This window comes from Streptomyces sp. Je 1-79 (genome assembly GCF_025195125.1).
Taxonomy (GTDB): Bacteria; Actinomycetota; Actinomycetes; order Streptomycetales; family Streptomycetaceae; genus Streptomyces.
The window spans coordinates 129,870-147,182 of record NZ_JAMGSL010000014.1 but is presented as its reverse complement, the minus strand read 5'-3'; the positions used below and the strand labels follow the sequence as shown (position 1 = coordinate 147,182).

Below are 17,313 nucleotides of genomic sequence, written 5' to 3'. Positions count from 1 at the left end.
TCCGGGATGCGGTGCCAATGTCGTGCGAGGGGGAGTTCGGCCCCGGGTCACCTCACCAGCTTGTCGGGGCCCTCCGTGACCACGTCGCCGATGACGATGACGGCCGGGGGCCGGACCTCGTGGGCCCTGACCGTCTCCGCGACCGTGGCCAGCGTGGCGTCCACCCGGCGCTGCGTGGCCGTGGTGCCCTCCTGGACCAGGGCGAGCGGGGTCTCGGGGGACTTGCCGTGCGCCACGAGCGCCTCGGCGATCTTCCCGATCTTGTCGACGCCCATGAGGATCACCAGCGTGCCGGTGAGCTTGGCGAGCGACGCCCAGTCCACGAGGGAGCGCGGGTCGTCGGGCGCCACATGGCCGCTGACGACGGTGAACTCGTGGGCCACCCCGCGGTGCGTGACCGGGATGCCGGCGGCGCCGGGGACGGAGATCGAGCTGGAGATGCCGGGGACGACCGTGCAGGGGATGCCCTCGGCCGCCAGCGCCTGGGCCTCCTCCATGCCGCGGCCGAAGACGAAGGGGTCGCCGCCCTTGAGCCGTACGACCGACCTGCCCGCCTTGGCGTGTTCGATCAGCGCGTTGTTGATGGCCTCCTGCGCCATGAACCGGCCGTACGGGATCTTCGCCGCGTCGATCACCTCGACGTGCGGGGGCAGTTCGTCGAGCAGGTCGCGGGGGCCGAGGCGGTCGGCGATGACGACGTCGGCCTCGGCGAGCAGCCGGCGGCCGCGGACCGTGATCAGGTCGGGGTCGCCGGGGCCGCCGCCGACCAGCGCCACGAACGGGGTACGGGAGCGGTGCTGCGGGGCCGCGAGGGAGCCGTCCCGCAGGCCCTCGACGATCGCGTCCCGCACGGCGGCGGAGCGGCGGGGGTCGTGGCCGGTGAGGACGGCGACGGTCACGCCTTCGCTGCGGCCGGTGGCCGGGGTCCAGGCGGTGGCCGCCTCGGCGTCGTCGGAGCGCACGCACCAGGTCTTGGTCCGCTCGGCCTCGGCGGACGCGGCTGCGTTGGCGACGGGGTCGCTGGTGGCCACGAGGGCGTACCAGGCGTCTGCGATGTCCCCGTCCTCGTAACGGCGCCTGACCCAGGTGATCTCGCCGGCCTCGGCCATCGCCTCGACGGACGGGGTCGCGGAAGGGGAGACCAGGGTGACGTCGGCACCGGCCGCGATCAGGGCGGGGAGCCTGCGCTGCGCGACCTGGCCGCCGCCGAACACGACGACGCGCCGGCCGGAGAGGCGGAGTCCGACGGGGTAGGCGGGGTACGCGGCGGTCTCGACGGGGTCGGCCATGGGTGTACGGCTCCTCGGAGAGGCGGGGTGCGGGGGCCGCTGCGGCGGTGAAGCGGCTGGTGGGGACCGGTGCCCACGATATCGGTCACCGGGAGGGGGCGACCCTGTGACGGATGTCCCCCAGGGCAGGGCCCCGGGCCCGGCGGCCCACGGGCACGCACCGCCCCCGTGGGCTGTGCCCACCCGTTCCGCCGGGGCGGAAGGGTGGGCACACCGGTCACGGGGGGGCTGGCGCGGGGGTTACTTCTCCGTCACGCCCGCCGAGTCGAACGTGGCCACCTCGTGCATCGCGCGGGCCGCGCTCTGCACGATCGGGAGTGCCAGGAGGGCGCCGGTGCCCTCCCCCAGGCGGAGGTCGAGGTCGACCAGGGGACGCAGACCCAGCTTGTTCAGGGCCGCCACGTGGCCCGGCTCGGCGCTGCGGTGGCCGGCGATGCAGGCGGCCAGGGACTCGGGCGCGACCGCCCGGGCCACGAGCGCCGCCGCGCCCGTCGAGACGCCGTCCAGCACGACCGGGGTACGCAGCGAGGCCGCGCCCAGGATCAGGCCGACGAGCGCCGCGTGCTCCAGGCCGCCGACCGCCGAGAGGACACCGACGGGGTCCGCCGGGTCCGGCTTGTGGAGGTCGAGGGCGCGGCGGACCACGTCCACCTTCCGGGCGTGCATCTCGTCGTTGATGCCGGTGCCGCGACCGGTCACCTCGACCGGGTCGACCCCCGTGTACACGGAGATCAGCGCGGCGGACGCGGTGGTGTTCGCGATCCCCATCTCGCCGGTCAGCAGGGCCTTGTTGCCCGCCGCCACGAGGTCCCGTGCGGTCTCGATGCCCACCTCGATCGCGGCGAGCACCTCCTCGCGGGTCATGGCGAGACCGGTCGTGAAGTCACCCGTGCCGGGACGGACCTTGCGGGGCAGCAGGCCGGGGGTGGCCGGCAGGTCCGAGGCGACACCGACGTCGACGACGCAGACCTCGGCGCCGACCTGGTTCGCGAAGGCGTTGCAGACCGCTCCCCCGCCGAGGAAGTTCGCGACCATCTGGCCGGTCACCTCCTGGGGCCAGGCGGTGACGCCCTGGGCGTGCACGCCGTGGTCGCCGGCGAAGATCGCGACGGCCGCGGGCTCCGGGATCGGCGGCGGGCACATCCGGGAGAGCCCGGAGAGCTGCGCGGCGATGATCTCCAGCATGCCGAGCGCCCCCGCGGGCTTCGTCATGCGCTTCTGCCGCTCCCACGCCTCGCCGAGCGCCTTGGCGTCCAGCGGGCGGATGTTGGAGACGGTCTCCTGGAGCAGGTCGTGCGGCTCCTCGCCGGGCAGCGCCCGGCGGCCGTACGTCTCCTCGTGGACGACCCAGGACAGCGGGCGGCGCTTGGACCAGCCCGCCTGCATCAGCTCGGGCTCCTCGGGGAACTCGTCGACGTAACCGACGCACAGGTACGCGACCACTTCGAGGTGCTCGGGCAGGCCGAGGGCCCGCACCATCTCGCGCTCGTCGAAGAAGCTGACCCAGCCGACGCCGAGACCCTCGGCGCGGGCGGCGAGCCAGAGGTTCTCGACGGCGAGGGCCGAGGAGTACGGCGCCATCTGCGGCTGCGTGTAGCGGCCGAGGGTGTGCCGGCCGCCCCGGGTGGGGTCGGCGGTCACGACGATGTTCACCGGGGTGTCGAGGATGGCCTCGATCTTCAGTTCCTTGAACTGCTTCGCCCGGGCCTTCGGGAGCGACTTGGCGTAGGCCTCGCGCTGGCGCTGGGCGAGTTCGTGCATGCTCCGGCGGGTCTCGGCGGAGCGGATGACGACGAAGTCCCAGGGCTGGGAGTGGCCGACGCTGGGGGCCGTGTGGGCGGCCTCCAGGACGCGCAGCAGCACCTCGTGCGGGATCGGGTCGGAGCGGAAGCCGTTGCGGATGTCGCGGCGCTCGCGCATGACGCGGAGCACGGCCTCGCGCTCGGCGTCGTCGTACCCGGGCGCGGGCGCGCCGACGGGCTCATCGACGCCGGGCTCGTCAGCAGCGGGCTCGTCGACGCCGGGCTCTTCAGCACCGGACTGGGCGCCCGGCTCCTCGTCGAGGGGCTGCTCCTCGGCCACGGGCTCCTCGGCCACGGACTCCTCAGTTGCGGCCTCCGCCGCGACGGGCTCTGCGGCTACGGCGGGCTCCGCGGTCTCCGCGGACTCTCCGGCGGCGGCGGGCTCCACGGCCTCTGCGGCCTCCGTGGGCTCCGCGGCGGCCGGGGCCGGCTCGGTGGGGGGCTCGTCGATCGCGACCGCCTCGTCGGGCAGCGGCTCCGCCACGGGCTCCTGCGCCGGGGCCTCTTCGACCTGCGCGACCTGCTCGGTGGGCTCGGACGGTTCGACCTGCTCGGTCGGCTCGGACGGCTCGACGGCGGGTTCCGCCGCTGCGGGCTCCTCCGCCGCCGGAGCTTCCGCCACCGGCTCGACGACGGGCTCGGGCTCGGCCACGGTCTCGACCGCAGCCTCCGCCCCCGTCTCCACCTCGGGCTCGGCCTCGACAGGAGCCTCGGGCTGCTCCTGCTCCTGCTCGGGCGTCACGGGCTCGTGCACCGCCTCGGCGGCGGCTTCCTCGACCGGAGGTACGGGCACGGCGGCGGCCGGGCCGCCGTCGCGCGGCGCGGGGACGGCCGCGGGGGCCTCCTCCACGGGCACGTCGACCGGAGCGGCCGCCTCCACGGGCCGGGCCTCCGCCACGGCGGGAACCTCGGCGACGGGCTGCTGGACGGGCTGCTCGGCCACCGGGATCCCGGCGGCCGGTGTCGGCGCCAGGTGCGGGGTCGTCGGGACGGTGCCCTCGACCTGGACGAACTGGCCGACCGTTTCTGCGGGCATCGGCTGCTGCACGGGCCCCTGGGGCTGCGCGTCCCACGGAACGGCGCCCTGCGGCGGGATGTCGCCGCGCTGCGGCCCGACCGGAGCGGCCGGCTGCTCCTGCGGGTCGTCGAGGTACTCGGGGCCGGTCGCCGGCGGGCCGGGGATCCGGGCGGGGATCGGGGTGGGCGCACTCGCGGCGGCGTGGGCCGCGACGGGCGCGGGCGCGGCTACGGCGGAGGCGGGGCCGCGGTCGGCGAGGGACCGTACGACTCCCCCGTTGTTCTCCGGCACCGGCGGGCCCATGTGCAGCGGGCGGCGGGCGGGCGGCGGGGTCGGCGCGGCGGCCGGCGGCGGCACACGGACACCACCGAGGTCGACCGAACCGGAGTCGCGGCCGGCCGCCTCGTGGGCGCCGGTGTCCAGGATTCCCGGCTCGTAGCCGTGGTCGGTCACGACCTCGGCCGCGTACGGCTCCTGGTGCGTGACGGGCACGCCGTGGGCGGGGGTGGAGAGGAGCTGACCGGACTCGACGGGCATCGGCACGCCGTGCGAGGGGGTCGGCACGCCGTGCGCCGGGGTGGAGAGACCGTGGACGGACTCCGGAGCGGCGGGGACGCCGTGCGCGGGGGTGGAGACGGCCTCGTGGGCGACCGGGGCGACGGGCGGGGCCATCGGGGCCTGGGCGGCCAGCGCGTCGGCGATCGGCCCGGCCAGCGGGTCGGTGAGCGGGTCGCCCATCGGCGGCAGCTGGCCCTGCATCATGCCGGGTGCGGGGACGGTGACGGGCGGCGCGGGCACGGAGCCCGGCTGGTGCTCGCTCCAGGCGCCCTGGGCGCCCGGCATCAGAAGCAGGTCGTCGTCCTCGGCTGCGCTCTCGGAGGGGTCCAGGAAGGTGTACGCGCCCGGAGCGGGGATGCCCGGCTGCTCGACCATGCCTGCGTTCTCCGGCAGCCCCTCGCCCGGGACCTGGCCGGTGTCCGTCATGCGTACCCCTCGCCCATCGGTTGTGCTCCTTCAGACCTTCGCCCGTCAACAAGAACGAGCGTGCGCGCCGTGCGGCACGAATGACGCGCGGACACCCCAGCATTGTCGCGGCCGTCGGCCGTCATGACAGGCGGATCCGCCACGGTTTGCTGTGGACTGCGCCACGTCGCGCGTCCCCCGGTCGTCGCGTACCACACAGCGACCTGAAGAGGTCCCTACATCCGGACATGGGCGAACAAAGCACCGAAGGTCCGGGTGCGGTACGACGATCGGCCAGCCTACCCGGCCCCGCGGTGCCGCTCGGTCACGGGTGGGGTGCTCCCAGCGACGCTAGGGGGAGGTCGACCGGCGTCCGGACAGCAGGAAGACGACGGAGCGGTCGCGTTCCGACCAGTCGCCGGGATCGAGGCCGACGCTCTGCAGGAGGGCGCATTCGACCGTGTAGCCGCCCTCGGAGAGGGCGGCGCCGATGGCTTCGGCCTCGTCGCGGGTGGAGGCGTGGGCGACGATCCGCTCGGGCCTGCGGTCGGTGCAGGCGGTGACGACGGGCACGCCGCCGCCCCCGATCCGTACGACATCGGGTTCGGGGAGCCGTTCCAGGACGTGCGGGGCCCGGCCCCTCACGGCCTGGAGCTGGACGCCGTGGCGGCGGGCGGCCGCCTCCGTGCGGGCGCAGGCGTCCGGGTCGGCGTCCACGGCGATGACGGCGGCGCCGAAGCGGGCGGACTCGACGGCGAGCGCGCCGCCGCCGCAGCCGATGTCCCAGACGAGGTCGCCGACGCGGGGGCCGAGGCGGGCGAGTTGGGCGGCGCGCAGGGTGGGGTCCTCGCCGCTGCCGCCCCGGGCGGCGGAGGGGTCGTCCGGGGGGAGGGCCCAGCCGCGTACGGCCGGGGTCTCCTGGCCCATGATCCAGCCGCCGGGCGGGGCGCCGGCCGTGCCGCCGATGACGATGACCACGTTGGGGTCGCGCCAGGCGTGGTCGGCGGCCTTGTCGGAGGTGAGGACGGTGACCTGCTCGCGGTCGGTGCCGAGCTCCTCGCAGATGACGAAGGTGCGGTGGACGCCGTCGAGGAGGAGGGCGAGTTCGGCGGGTCCTGCGCCGGGCGAGGTGAGGACGGCGACCTTGGGGTGGGCCCGGCAGACGTTGACCGCACGGCGCAGGGTGCGCTGGTGGGCGACGACGATCCGGGCGTCGTCCCAGGGCATGCCGGCGCGGGCGAAGGCGGCGGCGACCGAGGAGACGGCGGGTACGACCTCGACCTCCAGGCCGTGCTCGGGGGCGCGCAGGGTGCGGACGACGCCGAAGAAGCCGGGGTCCCCGTCGGCGAGGACGACGGCGGTGCCGCGGTGGCCGGCGATGCGGCGGGCGGCGAGGTCGACGCTGCCGAGGCGGATGCGCTCGGCTCCCGGCGGTACCTCGGGCAGCGCGAGGTGGTGCGCGGCGCCGGCCACGAGCGTGGCGGCGGAGAGCGCGGACCGGGCCGCTGGGGTGAGGGGCGAGCCGTCCCAGCCGATCACCGTGACCCGGTCGGCCATCGTCGTCTGTCTCCTGAGGTCTTGTCGCAGGTCGGGGGCGTGTCGAGGGTACCCGGGATCGGTTGCGGGCTCAGCTCCAGTCGGTGAAGGACGAGTAGCCGGCCTCCGCCATCTGGTCGGCGACCCCGTCGAGGTCCTCGGGGAGCAGGCCCCAAACGATGAAGTCGGTGCGCAGGTCGGCCCATGTGCCGTCCTCGGTGCGGGTGCGGGCTATGCACGCGCCGCGCAGGACTCCTTCGCTGATGCAGCCGATCTTCTGGGCCACCTGCTGGGAGGCGGTGTTGTCGGCCGCGGTGCGCAGCTCGATGCGCTCGAACCCCTGGTCGCCGAAGAGCCATTGGGCGGTGGCGAGGGCGGCCTCGGTGGCGTATCCCTCGCCGCGGGCCCAGGGAGCGACGATGTAGGAGATCTCGGTGGAGCGGACCCGCCAGTTGGTGTTGCTGAGCTGGATGATCCCCACCAGGCGCTGGGTGAGGAACTCGGTGACGGCCAGGTCGAGGCCTCGGCCTTCGGTGCGCTCGGTGGGGGCGTACTCGGTGATCCAGCGGAGCGCGGCGTCCTCGGTGTAGGGCTGGGGGACGGCGGTCCAGGCCGCGACCATCTCGTCGTTCATCATCTCGGCGAGGGCGGGGGCGTCCGCCTCTTCGAGCGCGCGCAGCACCAACCGGTCCGTGTTGATGGAGATGTCCGGAAAGGTGGTAGTCATGCGCAGCTCCATGCCGTGGACCGTCCGAATCGACCGTGAACGCACAGCATGCAGCATGCAGCTGCCGGTGTGCATGGCCGGGTCCGATGTGGCGTCAGATACGGCGGGATGCGACGAAGGCCCCGCGCACCGGACGGGATGCGGGGGCCTTCGTTGCATGTACTGTACTGCGGGCCTTACTTGGCGACGGCACCGAAGGCCGGGACGACCGAGCCGTTGTAGGTGTCCTCGATGTACTTCTTCACCTCGGGCGAGTTGAGGAGCTTCGCGAGCTTCTGCACGCGCGCGTCCTTCTCGTTGCCCTCCTTGACGGCGAGGAAGTTGGCGTACGGGTTGCCCTCCGCCTTCTCCAAAGCGATGGCGTCCTTGGCGGGCGAGAGCTTGGCCTCGATGGCGTAGTTACCGTTGATGACGGCGGCATCCACGTCGTTCAGGGCGCGGGGCACGGTGGCGGCCTCCAGCTCCTTGAACTCCAGACCCTTCTTGTCCGTGATGTCCGAGAGCTTGGCGTTGGTGCCGACGCCGTCCTTGAGCGTGATGAGACCGTTCTCGGCGAGCAGCTGGAGCGCGCGGCCGCCGTTGGTGGTGTCGTTGGGGACGGCGATGGTCTGGCCGGCCTTGATGTCCGAGAGCGCCTTGACCTTCTTGGAGTAGAGGCCGAGGGGCTCCAGGTGCACGTTGACCACCGGGACGACGTGGGTGTTGTTCTTCTTGTTGAAGTCGTCGAGGTACGGCTTGTGCTGGAAGAAGTTGGCGTCGACCTGGCCGGACTCGGTGGCGGTGTTCGGCAGGACGTAGTCCGTGAACTCCTTCACCTCCAGCTTCAGGCCCTCCTTCGCGGCGAGGTTGTCCTTGACGAAGTTGAGGATGTCGGCGTGCGGCGTCGGGGACGCGGCGACGACGAGCGGCTTGTCGGCGGAGCCGGCCGAGTCCTTCGCGGAGGACGGGTCCGACGCGGTGCCGCAGGCGGTGAGGCCCAGGGCGAGCGCGGCGGTGGCGGCGATACCGGCGGTGAGCTTGATGTTCTTACGCACGAAAAGTGCCTCTTTCTGGTGGTGCGGTGGACGCCTGGACAACGAGTCCGGGCTTTTCTTCGACGAACGAAGCCTGGGGGTGGGGCGGTGGCTCAGGCCGTGCGTCCTCGGCGGGCGAGGAGGCGGACGGCGAGGTCGCCGATGAGCTGGACGACGGTGACGATCGCGATCAGGACGACGACGGTGACCAGCATGAACTGGGTGTCGAAGCGCTGGTATCCGTAGGTGATCGCCTTGGAGCCGAGGCCTTCGCCGCCGACCGCGCCGGCCATCGCGGAGTAGCCGACGAGCACGATGACGGTGGTGGTGACGGCGGAGACCAGCGAGGGCAGCGCCTGGGGCAGCAGCACCTTGCGGACGATCGTCGGTACGGAGCCGCCCATGGACTGGACGGCCTCGACCAGCCCGTGGTCGACCTCGCGGATCGCGGTCTCGACGAGGCGCGCGAAGAAGGGGATGGCGCCGATGGCGAGCGGCACGATCATCGCGGTGGGGCCGATGAAGGTGCCGACCACGAAGGTCGTGAAGGGGATCAGGGCGATCAGCAGGATGATGAACGGCAGCGAGCGGCCGATGTTCACGATCACGCCGACGACCTTGTTGACCACGGTGTTCTGCAGCAGGCCGCCCTTGTCCGTGAGGACGAGGAGGATGCCGAGCGGCAGTCCGCCGAGGACGGTGACGACCGTGGCCCACAGGACCATGTAGAGGGTGTCGACGGTGCCCTGTTCGAGGAGGGGCTGCATCTCCGACCAGGTCACTTGGCACCTTCCTTGACGAGTACGGCGCCGGCGGCGGCGTCCTCTTCGACGACGTCGACCTGGAGGCCCTGCTCGCGCAGGAAGCCGACGGGCACGACGTTCTCCTCGTAACGGCCGGGCAGTTCGATCCGCATCCGGCCGATCTGCTTGCCGCCCACGGTGTCCATGGCGGCGCCGAGGATCGAGATGTCGATGTTGTACGTACGGGAGAGCTGGGAGATCACCGGCTGGGTGGCGGCCTCGCCGTGGAAGGTGACGTCGACGACCGTGCGCTCGGGGCCCGTGGCGGCGCCGCTGACCGGGAAGAGCTCGGCCGCCAGCTCGGAGCCGGGGGTGGCGAGCAGTTCGCTCACGGTGCCGGACTCGACGATCCGGCCCTTCTGCATCAGCGCGGCCGAGTCGCAGATCGTCTTGACGACGTCCATCTCGTGCGTGATGAGCAGGACGGTGAGGCCGAGCTGCCGGTTGAGGTCGCGCAGCAGCTGGAGAATGGAGCGGGTGGTCTCCGGGTCGAGCGCGCTGGTGGCCTCGTCGGAGAGCAGGACCTTGGGGTTGCCGGCCAGGGCGCGGGCGATGCCGACGCGCTGCTTCTGGCCGCCGGAGAGCTGGCCGGGGTAGGCCTTCGCCTTGTCGGCGAGGCCGACGAGGTCGAGGAGTTCCAGGGCGCGGCGGGTGCGCTCGGCGCCGGAGACCCCGAGGATCTCCAGGGGAAGCTCGATGTTGTCCTTGACCGTGCGGGAGGACAGCAGGTTGAAGTGCTGGAAGACCATGCCGATGCTGCTGCGGGCGCGGCGCAGGTCCTTGCCGGCGCGGCGGCCGGAGGCGGCGAGCGCGGTGAGGTCGACGCCGTCCACGGTCACGGTTCCGGAGGTGGGGCGCTCCAGGAGGTTGACGCAGCGGATGAGCGAGGACTTGCCGGCGCCGCTCTGGCCGATCACGCCGTACACCTCGCCCTCGCGGACGTGGAGGTCGACACCGTCCAGAGCGGTGACCTGGCGGCCTCGCGACTCGTAGACCTTGGTGAGGCCCGAAGTGGTGATCACAGGGGTTTCCGTACTGTCGAGTGCGCGGCGCGGGGTCCGCCGGGCACGGGGCATTCGTCGTTCGGACAGTCAGGCGCAGAAGGGCCGGCTCCGGTGGTGACCGAAAGGCGGTGTGTGCGCGGGGCGGGCACGGTCCGGCGCCGGTTCGGGCGGTCGGATCGGCTCGGCCGTCGGGGTCTCGCTTCGGGGCGTGAGACTCAGGCGGGGGCCCTCAGAAGGCGCACATTCGACACATACAACGAGCACCGGGCGTCGTGATCGCCTCGGTCGCAAGGGTGCGGCTGCTCGTCGTGGTCATGTCTGCAAGTAAAGCACGCACCTGTCCTGCCGAATCGGGGGTGTCCGAATAGCGGACGTCGTTGAGACACCATGCGGACACCCCGGCCGACCGTCACGCTCCGGCGGTGATCCCCGCTCCCCCGTCGGTGGCCTGCGCGGATACCTCCCACAGGACGCTCACGACGGCAGCGGCTTCGGGCTCGGATCGGTCGTGGGTTGTGGTCAAGGCCACGGTCGCCCGCGCGTCCGCAGGACTGCGGCCCGGCCGGCGGCGAGACCCGCGGGAGCCTCCCCTTCACGGGTCTCGACCCTACGGGGCGGGTGGGGGGCGAGCGCATCGGGCCATTCGGCCCGTAATACCCTCGGGCCCATGCTTGACGCCCTGACGGTCGCGGTCTCGGTGGCCGCGCTCGCCCTCGCCGCCTGGTGCGGCTTCGCCTTCTCCCGCGACCAGCCGACCAAGGACTGGCACTTCATCGGCATGGCCGTGGTGACCTTCCTCGCCCTGGTGCAGCTGGTCGTCGGCATCGTGCGGCTGTCGAGCGGCGAGAAGGCCGAGGAGGGGGCGACGATCTTCGTCGCGTACCTCCTGGGCTCGCTGTGCGCGGTACCGGCGGCCGGCTTCATGTCGCTCACGGAGCGGAGCCGCTGGGGCTCGGCGACGGTGGCGGCGAGCGGGGTCGTCCTTGCGGTCCTCGAGGTACGTCTCTTCGACATCTGGACGGTGGGCTGATGACCGCGACGCAGGAGACCGGCGCGGGCACGCGCCTGGTCAAGGGGCCCGGCATGCTGCTGGTCTGGCTGTACGGCGTGATGTCGGTCGGCGCGGTCTCGCGCTCGATCTACCAGATCGCGACCGAGTTCGACCGGGCGCCGCTCGCCTACGCCCTGTCGGCCGTGGCGGCCGTGGTGTACGCCTTCATCACGTACACGCTGGTCAGGGGCGGGGAGGCGGCCCGCAGGGCGGCGCTGGTGTGCTGCGCCGCCGAGCTGGTGGGCGTGCTGACCGTGGGGACCTGGACGCTGGCCGACCCTTCCGCGTTCCCCGACGCCACGGTCTGGTCGGACTACGGCTACGGCTACATCTTCATCCCGGTGCTGCTGCCGGTCACCGGGATCTGGTGGCTGCGGCGTTCCCGGGCGACCGTCGCGAGCGCCTCCTAAGCCGCCTTCTCCAGGGTCACCAGGGTGAGCCGGGGGCCGATCTCGCGCACGGCGACCTGTTCGTACCCCTTGCTGCGGTACAGCCGCAGGTTGCCCTCGCTGCGGTGGCCCGTGAAGAGCTGGAAGCGCTTGGCGGTGGGGGTCGGGTCGCCGGCGAAGTGGCCCTCGATGGCGTCGAGCAGCCGGCCGCCGAGGCCGTGGCGCCGCATCCGCGGGTGGACGATGAGCTTGGCGATCCGTACGGTGCCGGCCTCGTCGACCCGCCCGCGTACGGAGGCGACGACCTCGTCGCCGAGGCGCGCCACGAGCCCGTGTCCCTGCGCGAGTTCGGTCCGCAGGGCGTCCAGGGTCTGGGTGAGCGGCTCGATCGAGTAGTCGCCGTAGAGCTCGGCCTCGCTCTGGTAACAGAGGTACTGCAGCTTGAGTATGTGCTCCGCGTCCTGCGCGTCCGCCACTGAGATGGTCACGCTCATGCCCATGTGCGCATGCCTCCCGCTCACCCGGTCCATCGGTCGGTCTCCCGCACCCTTCCCCTCGGGGTCGCCGCGGGAACCTCTGCAGCCAGCATTCTGCGCAGGCATCCCAGGCAACGGGAACGCATCGGCCCCAGACTGCCCTGTGAGATACCCAACTCCCCTGCGATTTCCCGGTAGGTGGGGTCGGCCGGGTCGAGCATCGCGGTGAGCAGGCGCGGGCAGTGGCCGGGGGTGCGGCGGACGGCGGCGCGGACGACCCGTCGGCGTTCGGAGGTCAGGGCGGAGCTCTCGGGGGAGTCCTGCGGCTCGGTGGCCTCCTCACCGCGGTAGGGGCGCTCCCGGAGGGTGGCGCGGCGGGCGCGGCGGGCTTCCGCGCGGACGGCCCGGCGCAGCCAGTCGGCGGGGCGGGTGGGCGCGTCGTCCCTTTCGAGGCGCTCCAGGAGCCGCAGCCACACTGCTTGTTCGAGGTCCCCGGCCTCGACGCCGGCGGCCGGGGCCTCGGCCTTCGATTCCGCGGCGAGGAGGGGTGCGAGGGTGCGCAGGAGGTGGGTCATGCCCGGCACGATGCGGGTCCGGGGCGGGGCGGTTGCGGGAAGGGGCGTAAACCACCCGGTCGGGCGTTCCGACCGGGTGGCGCGGCTCAGCTCTTCGTGAAGTCCGCCGCCGCGAGGAGCGCCGTGTCCGGGTTGTCGGAGAAGATGCCGTCGATGCCCGTGGCGAGGTAGGCCTTCAGGGCGCCGAAGACGTCTCCGTAGGCGTTCGGGTCCGTGCCGCGGCGGAACTCGGCGGGCAGGAAGCTGTTCTCGTTGCGCTGGGTGTACGGGTGGAGGATCAGGCCCTTCGCGTGGGCGTCGCGCACCAGCGTGGTCGGGGTGCCGAGCCGGCCGCTCGCGTCGCGCGGGATGACCAGGTCGAGGGTGGGGCCGATGCCCTGCGCGTACGAGGCGATCCAGCGCAGGCCCTCGGGCGTGACCAGGTCGGTGACGGTGCGCGGGTCGCCCGCCTGGACGAAGTCCCAGGGACGGCTGCTCGCGGCGGAGAGCAGCACGACGCGCGGGGAGTTCACCAGCCTGGCCAGGCGCTGGATGCTGCTCGGCTCGAAGGACTGCAGGAAGACCGGGGAGTCGGTGCGGTGGCGACCGTACCGGCGCAGCAGCGTGGCGAGGCGCTCCTCCAGGCCGAGGCCGAGGGAGCGGAAGTAGGTGGGGTGCTTGGTCTCGACGTGCAGCCAGACCTCGCGGCCGCGCCGCCGGCCCTCCCGTTCGGCCCAGCGCAGCACCTCCTCGAAGGTCGGGATCTGCCAGCGGCCGTCGTAGAGGGTGTTCTCCTGTCGGGTGCCCGGGATGCGCTCCTTGGCACGGAGGGTCTTGAGCTCGGCGAGCGTGAAGTCCTCGGTGAACCAGCCGGTGTACGAGACGCCGTCGACGGACTTGGTGGTCCTGCGCGAGGCGAACTCGGGGTGGTCGGCGACGTCGGTCGTGCCGGTGATGTCGTTCTCGTGGCGGCAGACCAGATGCCCGTCCTTGGTGGGGACGAGGTCCTGCTCGATCACGTGCGCGCCGAGGTCGAGGGCGAGCTGGTAGGAGCCGAGGGTGTGTTCGGGGCGGTAGCCGCTGGCGCCGCGGTGGGCGATGACGGTGGGGACGGGGAGGGCTCGGTAACCGTGCCCGTGCCCCTCGCCCCGGCTCTCCGCGGCCTGCGCGGTGCCCGGGGAGAGAGCCGCGGAGGCGCCGAGGACGGCCGCGCCCGCCGCCCCGATGACCGTGCGCCGGGCCGGGCTCCGGTACTCACCCTGTGTCATGAAGGCTCCTTCGATGTGATGTCCCGCACCTGTCAAACGTTGCTCCGACCGTAGGCAGTCGCCCCTTACCTGCGGCAGATCCTGGCCGAACATGGCGGAAACACACGTCAACACTGCGTATCCACTCGATGAACCCGATGTGCGGACGACCACGACCCGCGAGTATCGTCCTCACCTGCACGGCGCCCGTTTCGACCCCGCCCCTCGCCCCGACACCGGAGGAACCGTTGTCCCGTCTCGCACTCATCAAGGCAGTGCTCGGACCGATGCTGCGTCTGATGTTCCGCCCCCGTGTGGAGGGCGTCGAGAACATCCCCGGGACGGGTCCGGTGATCCTGGCGGGCAACCACCTCACGTTCATCGACTCGATGATCATGCCCATCTGCACGGACCGTCCGGTCTTCTTCATCGGCAAGGACGAGTACGTCACGGGCAAGGGCTTCAAGGGCCGGCTGATGGCCTGGTTCTTCACCAGCGTCGGCATGATCCCGGTGGACCGCGACGGCGGCCGGGGCGGTGTCGCGGCGCTGATGACGGGCCGACGCGTCCTGGAGGAGGGCAAGATCTTCTCCATCTACCCCGAGGGCACCCGCTCCCCCGACGGCCGGCTCTACCGCGGCCGTACCGGCATCGCGCGGCTGACGCTGATGACCGGCGCGCCGGTGGTTCCGTTCGCGATGATCGGCACCGACAAGATCCAGCCGGGCGGGGCGGGGCTGCCCCGGCCGGGCCGGGTGACGGTGCGCTTCGGCGAGCCGATGGAGTTCTCGCGGTACGAGGGGATGGACCGGGACCGCTACGTGCTGCGGGCGGTGACGGACTCGGTGATGTCCGAGGTGATGCGGCTCTCCGGCCAGGAGTACGTGGACATGTACGCCACGAAGGCGAAGGCCGCGTAGCCGCCACGACGTGAATGCGCTGGGCCCCGTACGGCAGTTGCCGTACGGGGCCCACTCGTGTGCGAGGGCGTTCGTGACGCCCGGGCGTCAGTGCCGTGTGCGAGGGCGTTCGTGACGCCTGGGCGTCAGTGCTCGGCGCCCTCCTCCAGCTTCTGGCCCTTCAGGAGGAACCAGGCCGCGACCGCCGTGGCGAGGAGGACCGCCGCGCCGACGCCCGCGGCGATGTTCAGGCCGTCGACGAAGGCCGCCTGCGCGGTGGAGACCAGGCCGGTCGCCGTCTCGGGGGCGAGACCCGCGGAGGCCTCGACCGCGCCGCCGAGCGACTCGTGGGCCGCCGCGGCCACGTCCGCCGGGACGCCCGCCGGGGCCGTGAAGCCCTGGTAGACGCCGGTGACGATCGAGCCGAGGAGCGCGATGCCGAGCGCCGCGCCCAGTTCGTACGCGGTCTCGGAGACGGCGGAGGCCGAACCCGCCTGCTCCTTGGGCACGCTGGAGAGGATCACGTCGGCGGTGACGGTGAACGAGAACCCGGCGCCGAGGCCGACGACGAGCAGGGCCGCGCCGAGCAGCGGGTAGCCCGTCTCCTTGTGGACCAGGGTGATGGCGGCGAGCGCGAGTCCGATCGCGCCGAGACCGCCGGCCACCACACCGCGTACCGAGAACCGCCGGGCGTACCGGCCCGCCAGCAGACCCGTGGCCACCGCACCGATGGCGGCGGGCAGTTCGGCCAGGCCGGCCTCCAGCGGGTCACGCCCCTGGACCAGTTGCAGGAACTGGGAGAGGAAGAAGACCAGTCCGGACAGTCCGAAGACGGTGAGCAGGTCGGCCAGGACCGCGCCCGAGAAGCCGCGGTGCTGGAACAGCCGCATGTCGAGCAGGGGCGAGGCCAGCCTGTGCTGACGTCGGACGAAGGCGTACAGGGCCGCGGCGCCGATGACGGCGGCCGCCCCGACCTCCCACGTCAGGCCGTGCGAGGCGACTTCCTTGATCGCGTAGACGACGCCGATGACACCGACGAGCGAGAGACCGACGCTGACCAGGTCCCAGGGGCCGGCGACCGGGTTCTTGGACTCGGGCAGCAGCTTGACGCCGACGAGGACCAGGGCGGCCATCACGGGCAGGTTGATCAGGAAGACCGAGCCCCACCAGAAGTGCTGGAGCAGCGCGCCGCCGACGACCGGACCGACGGCCGCGCCGGCCGAGGCGGTCGCGCCCCAGATGCCGATGGCGAGGCTGCGCTCCTTGGGGTCGTGGAAGATGTTCCGGATCAGGGCCAGGGTCGACGGCATCAGCGTCGCACCGGCGACACCGAGGAGGGCGCGGGCGACGATCATCATCTCGGGGCTCGTGGCGTACGCGTTGAGCACCGAGACCGCGCCGAAGGCGGTCGCACCGATCAGGAGCAGCTTTTTGCGGCCGATCCGGTCGCCGAGGGAGCCCATGGAGACCAGGAGTCCGGCGATGACGAAGGAGTAGATGTCGCCGATCCACAGCAGCTGCGTACCGGACGGCTTGAGGTCCTCGCTGAGCGCCGGCGCCGCGAGCCCGAGTACGGTGGCGTCCACGGCGACCAGCAGGACGGCCAGGACGAGAACCGAGAGCGCGAGCCAGCGGCCGGGGCTCTTCACCTCCGTCCCCGAAGTCGGGCTCGTCCGCAGGGTGCTGCTCATTTCTCCACGCTCCGTCGTGCGCCACCGAGCAGCAGCTCGGTGATCATGTACTGAAAGTCGTTGGGGGCGACCCGGCCGTCCATCACGGACCAGGCGCAGGCCGAGACGAGGCCGTAGAGGGCCTCGGTGAGCCACGCGGGGCTCAGGTCGATCCGGAAGGTGCCTTCCTCCTGGCCGCGCCGGAAGAGGGTGCTGACCCTGGCGTCGAGCCGGGCCCAGCCCTCGTCGACGTCGTCGCCCTCGAAGAGCTGGTTCTCGGTGACGAGGAAGGCCAGCAGCTGCGCGTTGGGCTGCGTCTCGGCGACGAGCCGCCGCAGTGCCTCGTCGGCCGGACCTTCGTCGAGACGCGCGGCGTCGCACGCGGCCTCGAACTCCACCAGGCCCATCGCCTCCAGCGCCCTGACCAGCGCGTCCCGCCCGGCGAAGTGCCGGTGCAGGGTGGCGCGGCCGATGCCCGCGGCCCGGGCGACCTCGTCCATGGTGGCGGTCGATTTCCGGGAGAGCAGGGCGGCAGCGGAGCGGAGCACCTGGGTGCGGTCGACTGACATGAGACGACCATACACCGTATGAGACGTTGTTGTCTCATACGATAAATCGATGCCTCATCGAGGGCGGGAAAGGGCGAGGCCAACGGGTGGACCGGTCACAGCTCGGGTTGCCGGAGCTGCCGTTCATCGACCGGCCCCAGATACACGGAAAGGCCCCTCGCGGGACCTTCTGGAAGACGCAGTACATCCTGGCGTGGAGCAGAACCACCTCGCCGCCGCCCTGTTGCTGCGCGTCGATGAGCGGATCGGGCTGACCCGGCCGGATTTCGACGCGCTCGCGGAGTGGGCGGCGGCGCGGTGACG

At 72.4% G+C, this 17,313-nt stretch carries 15 protein-coding genes and 1 pseudogene; 4 read left to right on the top strand and 12 right to left on the bottom strand.

Annotation, left to right across the window (positions count from 1 at the left end):
* Positions 1-47: 47 nt before the first annotated feature.
* The 7 genes from cobA to M5362_RS26830 all read right to left on the bottom strand — a co-directional run bounded on the left by cobA (position 48) and on the right by M5362_RS26830 (position 10,173).
* The gene (gene cobA, locus M5362_RS26860) at positions 48-1,289 is read right to left on the bottom strand and encodes a uroporphyrinogen-III C-methyltransferase (protein ID WP_260230354.1); all 1,242 of its coding nucleotides are present in this window, start codon (positions 1,287-1,289) and stop codon (positions 48-50) included.
* 240 nt (positions 1,290-1,529) lie between these two features.
* The gene (gene cobT, locus M5362_RS26855) at positions 1,530-5,093 is read right to left on the bottom strand and encodes a nicotinate-nucleotide--dimethylbenzimidazole phosphoribosyltransferase (protein WP_260230353.1); all 3,564 of its coding nucleotides are present in this window, start codon (positions 5,091-5,093) and stop codon (positions 1,530-1,532) included.
* 330 nt (positions 5,094-5,423) lie between these two features.
* Positions 5,424-6,629 (bottom strand): precorrin-6y C5,15-methyltransferase (decarboxylating) subunit CbiE, encoded by a 1,206-nt coding sequence (gene cbiE / locus M5362_RS26850; protein ID WP_260230352.1) that lies wholly within the window; start codon positions 6,627-6,629, stop codon positions 5,424-5,426.
* A gap of 70 nt (positions 6,630-6,699) precedes the next feature.
* Complete coding sequence (locus M5362_RS26845; RefSeq protein ID WP_260230351.1) at positions 6,700-7,335, bottom strand: GNAT family N-acetyltransferase; 636 nt, start codon at positions 7,333-7,335, stop codon at positions 6,700-6,702.
* A gap of 176 nt (positions 7,336-7,511) precedes the next feature.
* The gene (locus M5362_RS26840; RefSeq protein ID WP_260230350.1) at positions 7,512-8,369 is read right to left on the bottom strand and encodes a MetQ/NlpA family ABC transporter substrate-binding protein; all 858 of its coding nucleotides are present in this window, start codon (positions 8,367-8,369) and stop codon (positions 7,512-7,514) included.
* A 92-nt stretch (positions 8,370-8,461) separates the two neighbouring features.
* Positions 8,462-9,130, bottom strand: coding sequence for a methionine ABC transporter permease (locus tag M5362_RS26835; RefSeq protein WP_260230349.1), 669 nt, complete (start codon positions 9,128-9,130; stop codon positions 8,462-8,464).
* Positions 9,127-10,173, bottom strand: coding sequence for a methionine ABC transporter ATP-binding protein (locus M5362_RS26830; protein WP_260230348.1), 1,047 nt, complete (start codon positions 10,171-10,173; stop codon positions 9,127-9,129). The genes M5362_RS26835 and M5362_RS26830 overlap by 4 nt, the downstream gene beginning before the upstream one ends.
* Before the next feature lie 649 nt (positions 10,174-10,822).
* Between M5362_RS26830 and M5362_RS26825 the strand changes: the two genes are divergently transcribed.
* Together M5362_RS26825 and M5362_RS26820 are read left to right on the top strand one after the other, a co-directional pair.
* The gene (locus tag M5362_RS26825; protein WP_260230346.1) at positions 10,823-11,185 is read left to right on the top strand and encodes a hypothetical protein; all 363 of its coding nucleotides are present in this window, start codon (positions 10,823-10,825) and stop codon (positions 11,183-11,185) included.
* Positions 11,185-11,616: a hypothetical protein gene (locus M5362_RS26820; protein WP_260230345.1), complete on the top strand. Its 432-nt coding sequence runs from the start codon at positions 11,185-11,187 to the stop codon at positions 11,614-11,616. The genes M5362_RS26825 and M5362_RS26820 overlap by 1 nt, the downstream gene beginning before the upstream one ends.
* Here M5362_RS26820 and M5362_RS26815 read toward each other — a convergent pair.
* The 3 genes from M5362_RS26815 to M5362_RS26805 all read right to left on the bottom strand — a co-directional run bounded on the left by M5362_RS26815 (position 11,613) and on the right by M5362_RS26805 (position 13,893).
* Complete coding sequence (locus M5362_RS26815; protein ID WP_260230344.1) at positions 11,613-12,095, bottom strand: GNAT family N-acetyltransferase; 483 nt, start codon at positions 12,093-12,095, stop codon at positions 11,613-11,615. The two genes, M5362_RS26820 and M5362_RS26815, sit on opposite strands and share 4 nt — an antisense overlap.
* A gap of 17 nt (positions 12,096-12,112) precedes the next feature.
* A complete protein-coding gene (locus tag M5362_RS26810; RefSeq protein ID WP_260230343.1) occupies positions 12,113-12,646 on the bottom strand; it encodes a sigma-70 family RNA polymerase sigma factor in 534 nt (177 codons plus the stop codon).
* Between the two features lie 86 nt (positions 12,647-12,732).
* The gene (locus M5362_RS26805; RefSeq protein ID WP_260230342.1) at positions 12,733-13,893 is read right to left on the bottom strand and encodes a glycerophosphodiester phosphodiesterase; all 1,161 of its coding nucleotides are present in this window, start codon (positions 13,891-13,893) and stop codon (positions 12,733-12,735) included.
* Positions 13,894-14,120: 227 nt separating this feature from the next.
* Here M5362_RS26805 and M5362_RS26800 point away from each other — a divergent pair, with 227 nt between their 5' ends.
* Positions 14,121-14,792: a 1-acyl-sn-glycerol-3-phosphate acyltransferase gene (locus tag M5362_RS26800; RefSeq protein ID WP_260230341.1), complete on the top strand. Its 672-nt coding sequence runs from the start codon at positions 14,121-14,123 to the stop codon at positions 14,790-14,792.
* 125 nt (positions 14,793-14,917) lie between these two features.
* On the opposite strand, the gene M5362_RS26795 is transcribed toward M5362_RS26800, so the two are convergent.
* Together M5362_RS26795 and M5362_RS26790 are read right to left on the bottom strand one after the other, a co-directional pair.
* Positions 14,918-16,462 (bottom strand): MFS transporter, encoded by a 1,545-nt coding sequence (locus tag M5362_RS26795; protein WP_260230340.1) that lies wholly within the window; start codon positions 16,460-16,462, stop codon positions 14,918-14,920.
* Positions 16,459-17,010, bottom strand: coding sequence for a TetR/AcrR family transcriptional regulator (locus M5362_RS26790; protein ID WP_260230339.1), 552 nt, complete (start codon positions 17,008-17,010; stop codon positions 16,459-16,461). The genes M5362_RS26795 and M5362_RS26790 overlap by 4 nt, the downstream gene beginning before the upstream one ends.
* Before the next feature lie 69 nt (positions 17,011-17,079).
* Here M5362_RS26790 and M5362_RS33225 point away from each other — a divergent pair.
* Positions 17,080-17,311 (top strand): annotated as a pseudogene (locus tag M5362_RS33225) (hypothetical protein); the annotation flags it as partial.
* Positions 17,312-17,313: the final 2 nt, after the last annotated feature.